The sequence below is a fragment of the Nostoc sp. PCC 9305 genome (assembly GCF_963920915.1).
In the GTDB taxonomy this organism is placed as follows: domain Bacteria; phylum Cyanobacteriota; class Cyanobacteriia; order Cyanobacteriales; family Nostocaceae; genus Nostoc.
The window spans coordinates 1-18216 of sequence record NZ_CAWUDN010000039.1; the positions used below are offsets into that span (position 1 = coordinate 1).

At 39.9% G+C, this 18216-nt stretch carries 12 protein-coding genes; 4 read left to right on the forward strand and 8 right to left on the reverse strand.

The window, feature by feature from the left end:
- Positions 1–263 precede the first annotated feature (263 nt).
- The 4 genes from ACM0OX_RS16380 (at position 264) to ACM0OX_RS16395 (ending at position 4083) form a co-directional block, all read left to right on the forward strand.
- The gene (locus ACM0OX_RS16380) at positions 264–806 is read left to right on the forward strand and encodes a hypothetical protein (protein WP_414516159.1); all 543 of its coding nucleotides are present in this window, start codon (positions 264–266) and stop codon (positions 804–806) included.
- A 229-nt stretch (positions 807–1035) separates the two neighbouring features.
- Positions 1036–2814 carry a bifunctional 3'-5' exonuclease/DNA polymerase gene (locus ACM0OX_RS16385; protein ID WP_414516160.1) on the forward strand — a complete coding sequence of 593 codons (1779 nt, stop codon included), beginning with the start codon at positions 1036–1038 and terminating at the stop codon, positions 2812–2814.
- Between the two features lie 472 nt (positions 2815–3286).
- Complete coding sequence (locus ACM0OX_RS16390; protein WP_414516162.1) at positions 3287–3589, forward strand: hypothetical protein; 303 nt, start codon at positions 3287–3289, stop codon at positions 3587–3589.
- Between the two features lie 278 nt (positions 3590–3867).
- The gene (locus ACM0OX_RS16395; RefSeq protein WP_073639310.1) at positions 3868–4083 is read left to right on the forward strand and encodes a hypothetical protein; all 216 of its coding nucleotides are present in this window, start codon (positions 3868–3870) and stop codon (positions 4081–4083) included.
- Between the two features lie 115 nt (positions 4084–4198).
- Here ACM0OX_RS16395 and ACM0OX_RS16400 read toward each other — a convergent pair whose 3' ends face one another.
- The 8 genes from ACM0OX_RS16400 to ACM0OX_RS16435 form a co-directional block, all read right to left on the reverse strand.
- The gene (locus ACM0OX_RS16400) at positions 4199–7351 is read right to left on the reverse strand and encodes a DEAD/DEAH box helicase (protein ID WP_414516163.1); all 3153 of its coding nucleotides are present in this window, start codon (positions 7349–7351) and stop codon (positions 4199–4201) included.
- Positions 7348–7743 (reverse strand): type II toxin-antitoxin system VapC family toxin, encoded by a 396-nt coding sequence (locus ACM0OX_RS16405; RefSeq protein ID WP_322670659.1) that lies wholly within the window; start codon positions 7741–7743, stop codon positions 7348–7350. Before ACM0OX_RS16405 ends, ACM0OX_RS16400 begins: the two co-directional genes overlap by 4 nt.
- A complete protein-coding gene (locus ACM0OX_RS16410; RefSeq protein WP_414516165.1) occupies positions 7743–8030 on the reverse strand; it encodes a hypothetical protein in 288 nt (95 codons plus the stop codon). The genes ACM0OX_RS16405 and ACM0OX_RS16410 overlap by 1 nt, the downstream gene beginning before the upstream one ends.
- A 43-nt stretch (positions 8031–8073) precedes the next feature.
- On the reverse strand, positions 8074–10938 hold the full coding sequence (locus ACM0OX_RS16415; RefSeq protein WP_414516167.1) for a DUF1156 domain-containing protein: 2865 nt from the start codon (positions 10936–10938) through the stop codon (positions 8074–8076).
- A gap of 116 nt (positions 10939–11054) precedes the next feature.
- On the reverse strand, positions 11055–11483 hold the full coding sequence (locus tag ACM0OX_RS16420; RefSeq protein WP_015328424.1) for a hypothetical protein: 429 nt from the start codon (positions 11481–11483) through the stop codon (positions 11055–11057).
- 1 nt (position 11484) lies between these two features.
- Positions 11485–14772, reverse strand: a complete 3288-nt coding sequence (locus ACM0OX_RS16425) for an ATP-binding protein (protein ID WP_414516169.1) — start codon at positions 14770–14772, stop codon at positions 11485–11487.
- Between the two features lie 140 nt (positions 14773–14912).
- Positions 14913–17546 carry an AAA domain-containing protein gene (locus ACM0OX_RS16430; RefSeq protein WP_414516170.1) on the reverse strand — a complete coding sequence of 878 codons (2634 nt, stop codon included), beginning with the start codon at positions 17544–17546 and terminating at the stop codon, positions 14913–14915.
- Between the two features lie 316 nt (positions 17547–17862).
- Positions 17863–18111, reverse strand: coding sequence for a hypothetical protein (locus ACM0OX_RS16435; protein WP_414516172.1), 249 nt, complete (start codon positions 18109–18111; stop codon positions 17863–17865).
- Positions 18112–18216 lie beyond the last annotated feature (105 nt).

The window sequence follows — 18216 nt, forward strand, 5'->3', positions numbered from 1 at the left end:
ATACATTTTGGCAGTTTTTGACCCCTGTTTCTTCAAGCTTTGTGAGAAATCCGGGGTAAGCGTCATGTCAATACCAAGTCTAACTTAGACTCAATCCAAAGCACTCCAACTCCTAAACCTTCATCAAATTCAACTGTGCAAATTAGCTTGTTCTGAATTTTAAAAAAATCCTCAGTCTATTCAAATTTTCATCTGAGGATTTTTCTGTTAAATGGAAGCGATCGCTTCTTTAATTATGAACATAAATCTTCAAGCTAGTCATCATGAATACTCAAGAAATTCAAGAGATTTTAAATCATCTCATCATTGGAATTACAGCCTTATATGCCATTGTGATACTCGTTGATTTCGTTGTGGGAATAGTCCATCTGTGGCAGAAATTTACACTCAACACCGAATACACAACATCTGAACAATCACACCTTGAATATAGTGATATTAAGAAATCTCTCAACTTGGAAAATCACAAGCAATCAACTAACCGTATTACATCAAAACCAGAACCTCAACCAAACAACTTTGTTAGCATTGATGTAGACAAAATTGATTTACGGACAGCCAGAAAAATTGCCACTGCCATAAAAAAAGCTTCAAAATCTAATCCTGACTTAATTATCAAACAAAAAGTCAACAATAAATGTGTTCCTTTAGCCTGGTTGCAAGCACAGATTAAGCATCGTTTAGAACTGGCACCAGAAATTGTCACACCCATTATTAGAGAATTAACTCCTACTGCTTTGACATCTGTTCGAGAGAATATTCAGCATTCTAACATTGCAAAAACAGGTAAACGTAAAGTCAGTTAATCATATAAAGAGAGGAATATCGATATGGCGGTTATCGCTCGGATGAGAAGACAAAAGTACTTGCTGTACAATCTTTCCAGCAAAGTTTTTGTATATCCCTCAACTGCACACCGCTATAGTATTATCTCTCTTTAATAGGTTTTCAAATCTTTGTAAAAAACTAAATATTTTGAAGTTGCTAGATATACAAGCTATCGCTTCTAGGTGAGAAATTAAAATTTAATTCATTATGAATACAGGCTTAATAAATACAAATAATTCCAGTATTTCTACTCCACAATATACTCTTGTTTCCAATATTTCAACTCTTAATTCTGCTCTCCAAGCTCTGTTTCAGGCAGAAGTTTTAGCCATAGATTGTGAAACAACAGGACTTGACCCTCTAACTGATTCTATTAGACTGATTCAAATAGCTGCACCAAACCATCCAGTAGTGCTGATTGATTTACCAGCTATTCCCAAAAGCGATCGCCAACTACTCAAAAAACTGCTTGGTAACTCTGCTATCAAAATTGCACATAATGCCAAGTTCGACTGGCAATTTCTCACCCTCGCAGGACTTCAACCCTCTGGTCAATTCTTTGATACCCAACTTGCTTATAAAGTTCTAACCGCAGGATTAAAAACAAGCTCATCCTTACAAAATATAACTAAAAAGCTACTACACATTCAACTAGATAAAACTCAACAAATCAGTGATTGGTGTAAACCTCTTACCAAGGTTCAATTGCACTATGCTGCCGTAGATGCTGCCATATTACTTGACCTTTACCCAATTCTCCTCAACAAGTTAAAGCAGGCAAAGTTACTCAAAATTGCCCGACTGGAATTTCAGTGTATGCCTGTTGTAGCTCAAATGGAACTTAACGGAATGCTATTTGACTTGTCCCGATGGCAGATACTGGGTGCAAAACTAGAAGCTGAAAAAACAGATGCTTTAAACCAACTCAAGCAACTCCGTATTGCTAGCTCTCAGATGTCATTGCTGCCAGAACTGACAGATGCAGTAAACCCAAATTCACCTCAGCAAGTTTTGGCTGCTCTACAAGCTATTGGTATTAAAATAAACTCAACTAATCAAAGTAAATTAGTTTCTTTAGCTGCACAGTATCCCATAATTCAAGCATTGCTTTCTTACCGCCGTCTATCCAAAATTATCGGCACTTTTACCGAGAAACTACCCCAGCATATCCACCCCAAAACTGGGAGAATTCATCCTAACTATTATCAATTAGGGGCAAAATCCGGTAGATTTTCTTGCCGCAAACCACCTCTACAAAATATTCCCCGTGATGAAGCCGCTCGTAGCTGCTTCATTGCTGCCCCTGGCTATAAAATTATCAAAGCCGATTACTCCCAAATAGAACTACGAATTATGGCTCGGCTTAGTGGTGATACAAAGATGTGCCAAGTCTATCGCCAGGGGGCTGACTTACATCGATTAACAGCATCTCTAGTAACTGGAAAATATATCAATGAAGTAACTGAAGAAGACCGCAGACTAGCAAAAGCAATAAACTTTGGATTAATTTTCGGTATGGGCGCTGCCAAACTCCAAATTTACGCCCAAGTAAAATATGGGGTGGCAATGACATTAGAGCAAGCAAAAGCTTTCAGAAAACGATTCTTTGAAGCTTATCCTGGAATAGCTAGGTGGCATGAAAACATCAAACGTAAATACATCCAAGGCATTAAGGAAAGTCGTACACTAGCAAACAGACGACGGAGATGGGTAAACAAGCCCCGACTATCAGAGCTATTTAACCATCCAGTACAAGGTTTAAATGCCGACATCAACAAATTAGCTATGGTAAAACTTTCAAATCCATTAGCTAAATTCAGAACAAAACTCATCTGTGTAAGACATGATGAAATTGTACTGGAATGTCCAGAGACTGAAATTGACCAAGTTAGCCATATATTACACAATTGTATGGTTGCTGCTGCCCAAAAGTTTCTCAGCCCTATTCCAGTTGTTATAGATATTAAAACATCAAATAGCTGGTGAACTATCCCAACTTGCCGAGTCCGACTGAAGTTGAATTTGCAGTCAAGCTATTCTGAGAAGATTTGTCAAAAACTCAACTGCCCTCCTCACAGTATAGCTCGTGCAAAAATGTGGTTAAAGGGCATTTCGTTTTTGATCCGAAGCACTATCCCCGCCCTATCCCAATACCGTTCAGTTAAGGACATTTATCTGTTGGAACGGGCTGTTCTTGAGCAGGGGAAGCAGGGGGAGAAAAAGGTTTAACCCAAGCGTATTACACCCTATCCACTATTTATAGCTATTCCTGAATCGGTATTCTAGCCATTATAAATAACGGAACTATTTTAACTATATCTGCTTACGCAGATTTAGAGTGAATCAAGAGTTTAAAACCCGCTTAATTGGGTTTTATTGGTGTGTCTATAAACTCTGTGACTGACAAATACCTGATGTAAAAAATGAGTTCCAATATTTACATATTTGAGGTGTATCAATGTCTAACCCCCGGATTTTAGGGGCAAGAGAAATTCATCTAATTTCACTCTACAGTCACTGTGAATTTGGTATGAAACCAGAAGAATTTTATGCCAAATGGGATGTGAGTTATGAACAAATTGCCTTAATATGCTGTCGTTCCGATTCTACGGTCAGAGGTTGGTTTAAGCAAGGTAAATTTAGACGCTATCCTCAGCCTAATGATTTACGACATTTGGCATTCATGGACTTTTTACTCGAACATTTTGAAGAAGTTCCCGAACAACTTTGGCAATTGCTATGTCTGACTCATTCGCCTTGATCTCAATAACATTTCTCTTCTACATATAGCAATCCGGTTTGATTACTGAAAGGTTTTTAAAACAAAAGCTTTGCCCTGCAAGGTTTTCAGACTCAGTACACAATATTTCATTCCAGTCGGAACGCTATATATCTGTCAAATCAATCTAATACACACATAATTCTAATTGTCAATATCAATTTGACCTGTCTTTGAGTATACCTCCTCGTTTAAGGTAAAATTTGGCGATTTAAAAGCACATAGCATGGTTATTTTACAGCATTTTTAAGAAGGAAAATATGACTTATTCTGAGCAATTAAAACCGTGGTGTATTGTCCGTGATATTCCCAATCAAGAAAATATTGTTGTGAAAAGATTCCGCCGACGGGATGATGCTGTTGCTTATCTGCAAGTGTTGAAGCAGTCAGCGAGAGATATTGCTTTTCAAATCATTTTTAAGGCTCAAAACGTCAATATGCCACGGGAAAATGAAGCTTTGAATGGTTCCTTTTGAGAAGATTTGAAAATCATAAAAAAACTAACTTATGGGATGATATAATCCCGTGTTTTCGTTAAATTTACACCCCATACTCCACTACGCCAGGAATATAAATGTTAAAACTGTAGGCTCAAAAATTAATGGTTTGTAGCATTTTTTCAAACAAGGGATCGCCAAAATTCATTAATCGTAGGGAAGGCATTTCATCAAAAACACTAGGGTAAAAAGTAACTGTGTAATTCTGCGCTTTATAAGCCAGTTGCCAAGTACCTTCACTCCTTCTCTCAAACTGCACGCCACTGGCTTTTAAAATTGCTGATTCGGTGAATAACTGCTCAATAGTTTCTGGCGTAAAAGGGGTAGAGGTGATTGGTTTTTGAATTTCTACTAAGTCAGCTTCTAAATCCATTGCTACCATTTCTTCAATTGCCAGACGAGGTGGTGGGCTGTCTAACACAGAATCGAATTGAGACATTAAAACATCCTCTTCTTCTGGATCAGCACTCATAACAGCCCGTTCAATAAAGGTAGGGACTTGGGCTAAAATCGGCTGAAGATTACCAACAACAGTGGCAAAAGCGTTTATGCGATCCCGCAATTTTCGATAAACCTTTGCTTCTACAGTGCCATCATAGTAAAAATTGTGGATTCGCACAGTCGGATATCTCTGTCCAATGCGGTCAATTCTCCCAATACGCTGTTCTACCCTCATGGGATTCCAAGGCATATCATAATTAATCAACACACCGCAATTTTGTAAATTCAACCCCTCAGAAGCAGATTCAGTACAGAGGAGAATTTTGATTTCATCTTGGCGAAATCGGCGTTTAATTTCTTCCTTGGGAACAAGACACCACTCCCCATTCTGATATAATTCCCCACCACGACCTGAATAACAAGCTACTTGGCTACCATACAACTCCTTCAATGTATCCCGTAGATAGTCCATCGTGTCAGTGTACTGGGTGAAAACGATCGCACTTTCTCGGTCAGTTAATTCTTGGCGTAAAATCTGAATAAAGCGAGAAAGCTTGCTATCTTCTCCAGTGTTTTCAAATTGGCGTAGTAAATCTTCAAGATATTGAATTTCCTGGGGGTCTACTGGTTCAAACAAAGATTCCAGCCCAGCAATCACTGCATCATCCTCATTATCCACATCTACTAAATCGTCGTCACTTAAAACGCTTCCCCGTTGAGTTAACAAATAATCCAAACGACGTTGCAGAGATGACTTGATGGCATAAAATGAACTGGTCAAACGTTTGCGGTAAAGGGTCATCAAAAAACCCAAGCAAGAACGCTGATCTATTTGTGCCAGTCGGTAAAAGTGACGTACATAGTCGCTGACAGCTACATAAAGCGGTACTTCCCGTTGTGGTTCCAGCGTAATAGCATTATCCTGCACAACTCTAGTAGGAATATCCCGCTCTAACAGTCCCCTTTGATAGTATTGTCGGAGAGTGTCGCGGGTGTGGCGGAACATCAAGTCTTTTAAGGGCGTGTTCACTGTCAAGTATTGGCGTGAGGTGTCGATAAAGTCTTCATCTGCCAATAATTGTTTGTGATTGGAGATTTTCTTTCCCCGTTGCCAAGTATCCTGCATTTTGTAAGCAAGAATGCGATCGCTCTTAGTCAAAAACTGCTCTAATCTAGAACAAGGTTGTCCGCCACGCCCAAAATAATCGCTAGACATTACTTGCCAAAAATTAATTACTTCCTGCTTGACAGCACCTTGCAGCGAGGCGAAATAATCGCAGAAGTTATCGCCATAACTCCAATGCCCCTGCAATCCCAGCAGGTTTAACAAGTCGAAAACTTCTATGGCATCAATTTGCATGGGAGTTGCTGAGAGAAGAATCAGGGATTTAGTCTTCTCCTTCAACTGTGCCATTAACTGTAACAAGCGATTGGGTGTTTCCTTGCGGTCTTGGGGACTTTTGCGGCGTGCATGATGGGCTTCGTCTAAGATTACTAAATCCCAAGGTTCTGCTGATAGTAGCTGGTGCATTCTGTCAGTTCTCCGCACCAAATGAGAAGAAGCCAGGATTAAATCTTGAGTATTCCAGGGATTAGCTGCTGCGGGGATAGTCCGCTTGTAGGGGTCTTTAAATTCTGTAGATGTGTAACTCCAAAAATGCAGATTAAATTTTTCCCGCAATTCTTCTTGCCATTGGGGTTGAACGCTAGCAGGTGCTAAAATCAGTACCCGCTTCACTTTTTTGGACAACAGCAGATAACGCAGAATTAAACCAGTTTCAATTGTCTTACCTAACCCAACTTCGTCAGCGATGAGAAAACTTTGGGGAAAATTTTGAGCAACACGGCGCAGGATTTTAATTTGGTGTGGCCAGGGGTGAATGGGAATTGATTTTAAACAAAAGTCCAAGCAGCCGGGATGTTCATGAATATTGGCAAGTTGAGTAAATGCCAACTGTTCTTCTTCTCTTACTTCTGTAGAAATAGCTGAAGGGTCTGGTTTTAATTCTAGTTCGGGTTGTGCTTCTGGTTCAGTTAATTCTATTTTTGTTAGAGGTCTAGAGTCAAATTCAGCTTGGGCATTCCAATCAGGTTTAGTAGATTTTGCGTAACGCAAGAGCTTTTTCTGTACCGCCTCTGGAACTTCAAATACTCGCACGTTAGGCGATACGTCATACCAAAGTTGCTCAAATCTCGCTACTTCTTCTTCAACTCTATCTAGTTCCCTTCCTCCCTCCCAAGAACAATAAACGTGAAAGGATTCTACATTCCTCTCCCAGCCACCGATAGATTCGTTATTAGAACCGTTAAACGCTAATTTTTCGCCCTTGCTATCAGTAAAAATGCCAACCTTTTCGTGAAATATATGCTGTGGGTCTAGTTGCTGTGTACTATCTTCTGGTAGTCCATTTTCTTTGAGAGGAATAGCAATTTTAATATCGAGATATTGATTTTGAATTAACCAGCTAAGAATTTCCAAGTGTTTTAGTTGGGCAAAACTTTCTGGTGGTTTTAAGTCTGCGTCTAGACGAGATAGCAATGCGTCTCGCAGTTCGTATCCCTGTTGAATTGCTTGTAAATCTTGGGGGCTAAACTGACAACCCATGATTAACCGCATTCGCCCCTTGTTATGCAGCATTGCACCTAAACCCCGTGCAACTTTACTTAAAATGGCACTACTAAAAAAACCTGCTTTCCGGTCATATTGAATGGCACACTCTAAAGCAGGAATGTAGAAATCAGTGATGGTGTTGTGGGTGTTGCTGGTGTAACTAATTTTCCAGGGATATTCACGCAGGTTTTTCAACTTTCTAACCAGTTATCTAATTTTAAGTTGGGAATATTAATAAAATCTTTGATATTGTTAGTCACAAGAATATCGTCACGAGAACGAGCTACAGCAGCAATCAAAGCATCAAATTCTCCGGTTGGTTTCCCAATTTTTCTGAGTTCGCTTTGAATCTTGCCAAATTCGATAGCTGCTTCTATTTCAAAAGGTTCTACTGGTAAGAGTTCAGTGAACTGTGCTAATATCTCTAGATTCTTGGCTACCTGTTGAGAACAATACACGCCTTTATATAGTTCTGAAACTACAATTATAGAGAGATAGCATTGGCTAAAAAAGCGATTAAATTTAGTAACAGCTTGGGGATTTTCGTTCAGCAGTGCAATGCAAATATTGGTATCTAGTAGATACATTAGCCGTTATCCCGATTATCAAGCGAGTCTATAGTTCTGCCTTGATAAGTATGGCGCTGTTGGTCAATTTCTGTAAATATTTCTGCTAATTCCGGTTGGTTCTTCCAAACCCCAAATAATTGATTGAGTCTAGCTAGTCTCTCCTCGTCTGTTAATGGTGGTTGTGCTTCCATAATTTGATTGGCAATAAATTCTACGTCTATGATTATTTCTGTCCCATCTGGAATATTATTAAGTTCTTCTAATATTTCGATGTTTTGACCACGCTTTATCCCTCTAACCTTCATATTTGATTATCTCCTGTAATTATTAGTTGACGGTGAACAGCCCTCAATCATCCGTCTCTAAATTTAAACTCATTTGTCCATAATTTAAGGATAGCTCAGGCTGCACATAAGACACTTTGGCTTTGATTTCATCCATTGCCAACCACAAATCTAATAACGCTTTTTCTTCGGGAAGGCGTTTCTTTTCATCACCAATGCGGGGAATTACTTTCAACGCTACTTCAAATGTCCGCATAAATAAATCGTTGCTAACTAAGCCTGTATTTTTCATAAATCTGCGGACTGGTTCTGTATTTTCTTCCTCTTGGTAAAGGGCGATAATGGCGTGGAGTCCATCTACTAAATATCTGGCAGAAAATTCAGTATCGGTGACGGAGAAGGCGCGTTTTTTCAAGCGTTGTTGCGGGGTGAGTAATTTACAGTAACCACTTGCAGAATCGAGTAGTTTGTGTTTTTTGACTAAATCGGAAACATCAAAACCACCGACTGCTAAGGCGAGTTGTCTGGCTTCATCGAAGGGGAATTCTCGTGCTTCAAAGGTATCCCATGCCAAGATGTACCATTGGGTTAAGGGGTCGATACCGTTGAAGTCTTTACCTTCTAATAGCTTTTGTAGTCGGTATTCGACTACTGCTTGGCGTACTTCTTCAAATGCTGCTTTGGGTTCAACTTGATTCCCGGCGCTGTCGAGGATGGAACTATATTTGGTAAACACACTCAAAGCTGAACCAAAAGCACTTAAGCACAAGTTTATACCAGGGGGTTTAATGCGGCGTTGCGGATCTGCTACTCTATCAGCAGCAGGACGAGAATCTTCAGTTAAGCATTTTTCGAGTTCTGGCGCTTTTTCAAAGACGATATTTCGCACGTCAATTCGCACGTCATCCCACCAAGCTTGTTCGGCGTTGGGGTCACGTTTGCGGCATACTAAAAGCACTGTGCTGGATACTGCGTTTTTCTGCGCTTGGTGCAAGTTTTGGGGGTTTTCAGTGCTGACTGCCCAAGATGCGGTAATCTCGAAACCAGCATCGATGAGGGATTTGGCTAAGACATCCCACGCGCCGGAGTCTTTGTGGTTGAATTGCACTGTCATCACGCCGTCGTCGCGTAATACGCGATGGTATTCGACAAACGCCATCGCCATTTTTGCTTCATAGTCCTGATAAGCAAGTTCTTTGGGTGAAGCACCCATGTTACGGAACCGTCCTAAATTGGCTACAGCTTCACGATCTTTATCGGTAAGTTCATTAAAGAATAAATCAGGAAAAATATCGCCTAACGTCCGCTTCATCCAAACGTAAAAAAAATCAGATATTTCTGCGTAAGGAATCGTGTCATAGTAGGGAGGATCTGTGATAATAACATCAACAGAATGAGAGAGAATATGATATAGACTATCTGCGGAAGCAGAATTAATTTGAATAGATTTTTGGTTGTATTGTTCAATATCTTGTAAGCCTGTAGAGTGTGGCTTTGTACCAAAATAATTACAAAGTTTTGAATAGTCATCAGCAGCCGTTTCTGCACACCATTGGTAGAGTCTATTTGTTCCGCAAACTTCTGGATAATTCCACATTAGATTAAGAGAATGTTGAGCTGAAGCTGCTTGTGGAACACCTACAGATGATTGCCAATGGGCTAACTTACAGTTCTTATCAACACACCTATCTAATACTAAACTTAAATAAGTAGTAATTGCTTCTATTTTTTCCCATTTATACTCAGCTTGCATTAATTCCTTGGCTTCATTGATGATTTGAACATAAGTAACAAGGGTTAAAAGTTGACGAGGGTTAAAATATTTATGCCATGTAGTTAATCCATAACGATATGCCATCATGTATTGAGGGTTATCGCTGCAAGGTTCTTCAGGAATTAAAGCCTGAATTTGAGGATTAAGAAACATTTCATTATATTTTTCTAATGCTTTGCTATATCCTTGTAGATCATTTTTATCAGGAATTTTAAATTGTACAGAGCTATAACCCTGTTTATAAGCAACAGCATAAAGTTGATGCCCAAATCCAGTAACTTGTGCATAATTAATTAAATATTCTTGCTCAAGTGTATTGCCACAATTAGGACATCTACCAACACTTCTGTTAATTGTTATAGTTGTATTAGGATCATATTCTTCACCAATTTCAGTAACAATTGTTGTTCCTTTGCCCTTTATCCCTCTCACTAACTCAAAATCAATCCGGCTTTTCTCAGGATTAGAAATAGGTTTTACTGCACACCATCTATGCCAGTTTTGCTTTTCAGGGCGATTATAAACCCACCAAGTTGGACTCAATGGAACAACCGACTCACAACTGGGGCAAACAACTGTATGCGCCCATAAATAATATTGAACAGTTTCCCCAGGTAAAGATGGGAAAAATTCAACTAACCTTTTCTGGGCTTCATCCCCTACCCACTTCACCCATTTATCAATATCCTGCTGTAAATCTGGGCCAAATTTTAGCGGATATTCCATCGCCGCTTTCATCGTCACCACCGCCACAGGATTTAAATCAGAAGCTAGCACATTTAACCCATATCTCGCCGCCTCAAAAGGGATACTTCCACCACCTGCAAACGCATCTAACACAGTTGGTGTCCGCGTTCCCCAAACCTTCTCGCAATAATCCTGCACCTTCTTAATTTGCACAGAATTAGGCGGTGTTTTATATAGCTTTACCTCCTTGCCCGGTACTAACCCCAGCAAATATTCAAATTCTTGCATTGTGATATCTGCTGGTAATAAAGAAGCCAACACACTAGCGCGACTAAAAGACAAAGGCTTACGCGAATACCAGCGATGTAATCCTTTAAATGGATTTCCTCCCTGTTCAAAATTAACTTGCTCGTTTAATACCTGCACAGGCATCATTTTTTCAATAAAAACATCGGGGCGTTTAGGCATAATTCAAATTAATACGTAAAAATCGGAAGTTACTATAGTAGCAAAATCAACAGATAAATAGAATTCGCAGCCATATAAACTAAGTCCGCACAGGCGGACTATAATCAACGAGAATATCAATCCCCCAAAAGGACACGAATCGCTTTCAAAGCCTGATTACGTTTACCATTGCTAATCTTGGCAAACCAGTAGTGCGATTCCTCATAACTCATGGCTCTAATCCCTTGGGCAATATTTGCAATGCGTTCTATTTTAGAAAGCGGTTGCAAAGTCTGAAACAATAATGCCAGATTTATCCCTGATTCCTCATTCAAAATATAAGGAGTTTGGCGATTGTGACTTAGGGTTTTGGGGTCATAATTATTCGCCTTCAAAGAATCATAAATTGCCTGTTTCACCTGAATTAAAGCATTGCCCTTTAAACGCCCAATTCTTTTGGCAGAAGGACGCTTTTTTTCACCGGCTTTCTTATAAGCACATTGATACAACTCCAGGGCAAAGTTATTGTTATCTGTAGGAACCACTCGCAATTGAAACTCTTGCATCTCAGTACGTTACTTTCGCCGTCAAATTCAGCCTGTCAACCGGATTACGATTCAGGGCTTGTTTGATATTACTGATTTCTGCGCCGTTTGGTTGCACTGGAGATGAAAATTCAAACACGAGCTTCAGCGACACGTCAGCTTTTACATCCGGGCTACTTAGCAAAGTGTTAACAGCCCCCTGAAAACTCTGAAATCCTTTGACTGGCCCTTGATACTCTAACCTGATAAATTGTTCATTAACTGTAATAGTTGCCGTTTGGTCGATTTGCAAGGGTAGCTTGATTAACATAGGGAAAGCCGTCATCAACTTGCGGTAGTCCATTACTTGCCCAACGGAGAGTTCCAAAGACTGGATACCCTGAACTTGATTATCTTGGATGCGATCGCTTAATTCATTAAACACCCGATCAAGTGTTCCCTCCAAATCAAATTCTTCCGGTTTGGCTTTAAATAGAGGTGAATCATCCCAGTCATCGCCAATTTTTTCGCTACCGTTAGGTGTGCGGGGTGTACCAGTACCGTAGGTTAAGATGCTTGCTTGGGTTTCCCTTTCCTCTACTTCACCATTGCCGTAGTCAGCTACAATTTTGAAAGTTGTGGTTTTAGCGATCGCTGTTTCGTACTCATCACTAGGGCGAAACTCCCCTGCAACCAAATTCCCATCTTGATACAGCTTAATCGTCAAAGCCCCCGATGCTTTCCACCGTATCCGCACAGGTTTTACCGATTCTGTACTGGACAAGAGTTGAGCATTCAGTTCAATTTCTCGCGGTTTCGGTAGTTCCAGAATTCCCCGGCGGTAAAGTACCATCCGTTCAGAAAATTCTATAGAGTCGGGTAGAGTAAATTTACCGTCATCGGTTTTTATAAACAGCTTTTCTCCCACCTTCATATCCCAGTTACCCGTCTGCAACCCCTGGCGGATGGTATCTCGCAGCTTAGATAATTCAGCATCAAGGAGTATATTTAAACTCAAGTCTTTGGCGAAAGCTTCCTTCAATGCTTTAGTTGTCCAATGGGTTAACCCAGACAGCCAAACCTTCTGCAAAATATAAGCAGGGGCGTAAGATGGTGCTTCATCAGCACGAATTTTTTGACAATCTTTCAGTGCTTTTAAAATGACATCCTGTTGATTACTTTTGCCCTTCACATCGCTAGAATCTTGTGCGGAAAGGGTATAGTGCATTAAGCCTTTAGCAGCTTTTACGGGGTCATTAGCGGGGTAAAATAAGTGGCGGTAGGCATTGGTTAAAGATACCCTTACCCCTAAATCAAGAGAACCTTTTTTATCTTTGAGTTGCTTTTGTTGACTTTCTGATAAATCTTGCAAGCGATTGGGAGAATTAAGAATATTTTGAATAGCCCGAAACTCTCTGGCGTTATCAATTGCTCGGTCTAATTCTTGCTTATTTGCGACCAAAAATAATAAACGATTTCTAAAAGTCCGAAACTTACCTGACTCACCTGTTTCATTAAAAATTTTCTCCACAAGTACGGGCGGCCCTTCAGTGGTTGCAGAAATAGTTGCTTCGCTAAAGTCAATTAAACACAGGGCGATGCTATCCGACACATCATCAACTTCTGCTGGTGATTCCGGTGCAGGAACTAGTTTGAAGAATTTATCAGCAAAAATGGTATCGCGGCGACTTCGTAAATCATCCTTCGCCTCGGTAATTCCAACTTGGGCTTTTTCTTCGGCAATAATTTTATTGATTGATGGTTCTTCCTTGAAACGAGCCAAAGTTGTCATTGGATCATTTTCCAAGTACCAAGCAACTTCACTCAACCTTTCTAAGGCAGTATCAACAAAGCCAATTTCTAGTCCTGGTGTCAACAAAGATAGATTTAATTCGGCGCGACGAATACCCGCAGATATACCTTGAGTAATGGAATGCAAAAAAATAGTCCGGGCTACCCAGGTTGAAAAGGGAGGTTTACCAGCAGCAATCCATACTGCATCTTGTAACTGAGCGTGTGCTTCTCTACCATCTTTGTTGTAAATGTCTGCTTGGATCGTAATCCGCATTAAAGGACGTTCCAAACGGGTAGTTAAATCGCTGGTGATTTCTTCTTCAATACCAACAGGAATGTGGTGAGAATGAATTAGCGGTATCCATGCATTAGTATCGTCCCACAGATAACGTATAACTCTAGCAAATAACCGCAAAGCGCCTCTGGTACGTTGGAAGTTTGGGATGGAGGCAATCTTTTTAGTCAGCAGATCAAATAATTCCGGGTTGAAGGGATAACTCTGCTCTATACTTTCAGCGCAGCGTGAATCTTTGCAACCATCTGGTAAATTAATCCGACTAGCTTTATAAGTTTGTAAATATTCTTTTGAAGCATTATTGGCAGCGTTAGCTTCAATGCTGCTGAACATCCTCTGCTTAACTATATTGTAAATTTCAATATCAGTGCTGGGTTTAAGAATGCGTTCTTGCCTAGCGCTAGCGGAAATGGTTTCCCGGATTTCGGTGGTTTCTTCGCCAAAACTGTCAGTGGAGGAAGCCAGCGTGTAAACAAATACTAAATTATTACAAGATGCTGCTAAATCCATGAGGGCGAATAAAAAAGCAACTACCTGTCCGGCTAAATTGCTGTTACCAACTAGAGTAGCCTTGGCTTTTCTCAGGTATGAGGCAATTTCGTCGATGATAATGACTGTGGGTTGCCCTTGGATTATCCTTTCTAAAACCACTGTGCCTGGACTGACTCGCTGTTCATCAGAACCTTTAAGCAAGCTATAACCTGCTACACCATTAATTTGATAAGCAATTTCTCCCCAAAGGGTATAAGTGGTAACGCCAGTGTCCGCATGGTAAACACCGTTAACTGGATCGAGGTCTTGACAAGCGATCGCAGCTGCTTGAATGGGTCGATCTGGAATTAAACTTAGGTCAACAAAACGGTCTAGTCCAGAAATGTCCCGCCCATTTTTGGCAATGTGCCACAAAGCAATTTCATCATGGGTTTTACCACCACCAAAGCTGGTTTCCAGTCGAATAATGGGGGAGCCGACAGCAGCACCTACCAACCGCCCGAACACTTCCGAGATTAAGGTTTTTAAACCATCGGTGGCAAAAGTATTAGCGAAAAAGGCTGTGGGATCTTGGTAGACTTGGGGCGCAAGTCCTTCGACAACTAGCCGTAACTTAGCGGCAAATAAATCAGAAGAGAGTTCTCCCTCTAAAATTTCTTCTCTAGGAATGCAGGTTTTAAATACTGAGGGAAGCATAGAAATATATTGACCGTTACTAGTTGAGGGTTGACAGTCAATACCAACCGTCAACAACTTAGTGTTTTTAAAAATACACTTACTTGTTTCAATTGATTAATTCTATACACAATTATGATATTTTTGCACTGATTTAGGTCACAAACTACAAAAGTTCTTTGAATAGTTGTCATAAAATTCAGGCAACCGTAGACCTAAATTAATGATTCTAGTGATGTTGACCAGCTACAATTTCGTTGTGAGCAGCCTATATAAATACCTTTATAGCTTTTGTAAGCACTTGCTTGTTGCTTACATACCGAACAATTAATATTCATGAATCTCATCAAAAGGGTTGTATCTTTTTCATTCATTTTCCTACGAGAATGTTTGGTATCTTTAGAACAAGTAATATAAGATCCATATTCAGTACGGCTATACCAGCGAGGTTGTCCGCAATCAGGGCATTGACCAAATGGATTTTCGCCTTGACTGATTTTAGTTGTTATGGAGCCTGGATCTTGTTCAGGTACTAAATGTAAAAAGCTATACAATAATTTTGTTGTTTGTGGTAAATCTATCCGAATAACTGGTGTTAATGGTGAATTCGGATTTAAGTATATCCACAAACACTTACGGTCAATACCAACTAAACCTATACTCGTATTAGCCTTATTATCCCAGAGACGGGTATTTTGTAGCCCAGTAGCAATAGAATTGCGGCTTTGACCCGTGATAAAAAATCGGACACTACGAGAATTACACTGCTTCAATGTGTCCAAAGGAAACTGATTATTGCTAGTTGAGCTTGACCAATCTATGGCGATTTCTTCCTTAGTTGCAAGTAAGTCCAACTTTATTTGTTTTAAAGCATCTTGGCTTTTAGAAAAATAAGTTACTCCTGGTAAATCGCTGAGTGGTTGTAAAGCCCATGTGAGTGATTGGGTCTTAGCTTGAGCATATATACGGTCAACAAATTTACGAAAAATATTAAAAGAGTTAAGGGTTTTCTGAATATATTGATAATTAAATAAACCAATAAATTTACCTTGCGCTCTACTAACAGCAACATTGGCAAGTCGCATAGCTGTACTTTGCGTTCCCCCTGTAACCAATTTTCCTGCCTTAGCTTGTGGTGAACCTTCAACAGCATCAAAAATAATCAGATTCTGTTCTGCCCCTTGAAAGCGATGAACTGTAGCTACTTTTACAGACTTGTCAGTAAGGTGCAAATCTTGCAGCAAACGTTGGATTAAACGTGCTTGAGCATTGTAAGGAGCAATGATACCGACGCTGAAATCATTAGTCTGGGTACTTTGATAAGCTAGATTGACTGCTACTAAAGCTGAGATGATATTAAAACGGCTGTGAGACTGCTGTTCTTTAAAACAAAAAGCTGAAAGTTGGCTCAAGTCATACAAGATTAGGGCTGACCCAGGATGTGGCTGACTCTGAACAATCGGCATCGTCCTTTGCTCTACACCAGAGCCATCTTGCAGTTGACCATTGTAAAAAAGCTGATTTGGTATTTTAGAAATAGCTGGATTCATGCGGTACTGTGTTTTTAATAGCACCATGCGTGAGTCAATTTGACCATTATTTACCTTTTGAGTAATACCAGCTTCATCAAAGATATCTCGTTGTAGCCATTGCTGCGTTGCCTCTGTCTCTGCTTGTGAGATAGGCCCTAACTGGCGAAAGTCACCAAAAATAGCAATACGACGATTGGCCAGGGTGCTGACATAAGCACAGTGGGGAATATAAGCCATACTCGCCTCATCCACTACTATGGCATCAAAACGGCGTTGGTAGATTTCTTTGGCGATCGCTGCCTTTGATAAAGTGCAGCCAACCACTGTTGCTTGTTTGATCAGTTCAGCTTCTTTCTGCTTCAACTGTTCTTTTAGAGGCTGCAATGCTTGTTTGACAGTGGCAATGTCATTTTGAATACTCTGGCGTTGCAGTTGGGTTAGCTTTTCCTGACGCGATCGCTTGACTAAATCTTTGCGTTGTTTTTCTAACCGTTCAATTTGCTCTATTAAGTTTGGATTCTGCCAACGTGCTACTCCTCTAACGTGTAACTGCGGAAACTCGTTTAGACTGCCAGGGGTGGCAACTCCATAGCGCAACACTAGCCCATTTTCATAAATAGGCGCACCTTGCAAATACTCAGCTACACTTTTCATAGCTGTATCAACAGCAGTGTTGCTATGAGCTACCACTAAAACTGACTCACCAGCTTGAACCAATGCAGCTACGGTGATTCCCAGAGTTTTAGTTTTTCCTGTTCCTGGTGGCCCCCAAATAAAACTAACTTGGCGATTAAGTACCTTGTCAACAGCAGATTTCTGATATTCATTGCAACCTATTGGTTTTTGTAGTCGTTGCTCAATTTGATTTAACAGTTTTTGGCTATTGCTTGTTGAAGAGTTGGTTTCACTTTTATCCCCTAGTAATATTTCTGCTAGGTTTCTATTAGCTCCCTTTAGATTAGAACTTTCTAGCAATCGCTTTTTAAGTTCTTCCAATAAAAACCAGGGAGAGGTATAGAGTATAGCTGTAGGAATTGAATCTCCTAAATTTTGCTGTAATGCCAAAATAATATCAAAGCCTTCAACAGAAACTAAAATTCCACTATATCTTTTGCTTTTATACTCTAAATCTACTGGAGTATCATCAGGGAAACGCAGTTCAGTATCTGTGGTAAGGGAATATATATATTGACCACCACGTTTACCTAAAAAGGAACCGTCGCTCAAAAAGGTTTTTTGTCCACCACTTTTTCGTAATGCTCTAATTTCATCGTCAAGTGCTTTATTAAACTTTTTTTGGTATTCTGTATAACTCATTAATGCAACCTGGAAATTCCTATAACTAGATTGGTAAAAAATTTGTCTAATGAATACGAGGTAAACCGTATTCGGTCAAGTACGGTAGAAGTGGCTTTATTCTTGCTCAGTAGGAAAAGTAAAGTCTTCATGAAGTAATTAGTGATGAAAACCACTAAGTGCTAAATTATACAGATTGCTCCGCGAATAACTGATATATGTGGATAAAACTAGTTACTCGCTTGACTACTTGACTAACTTAGAAACAGCGATCGCGTTTTAATTGCCACAGTACTTTTTCCACACACCAGTCAATGCTGTGGGTAGGATTGCGCCGTTACTCAAATTCAATTAATCGTTTGGCAGTAGCTACGTCGCCTTGAACCAGAGTCAAAAGCTTTTGCCATTTCCCTGTTTTGGGAATACTGAAGTGATATTGCTGTTTGCGTTCTGACCTGCGTACTGATTTTTTTCTAGTAGTTTGGTAGCGACTTTGAGTTTTTTGGTGTGCCTGTGTTAGTAGAAAAGCTAGGCGTAGAAAAAACGATATTAGAAATAGCCAAAAAAGTAGAATTTTAATTTCCATTGCCCGTGGAAGGTAGATGTTTAATTCCACCATGCGGTAAATTGATTACCTCAAACATCAGAAATTCGCACATTTTATTTTGAGGATGATGCAAAGCTAATTTAC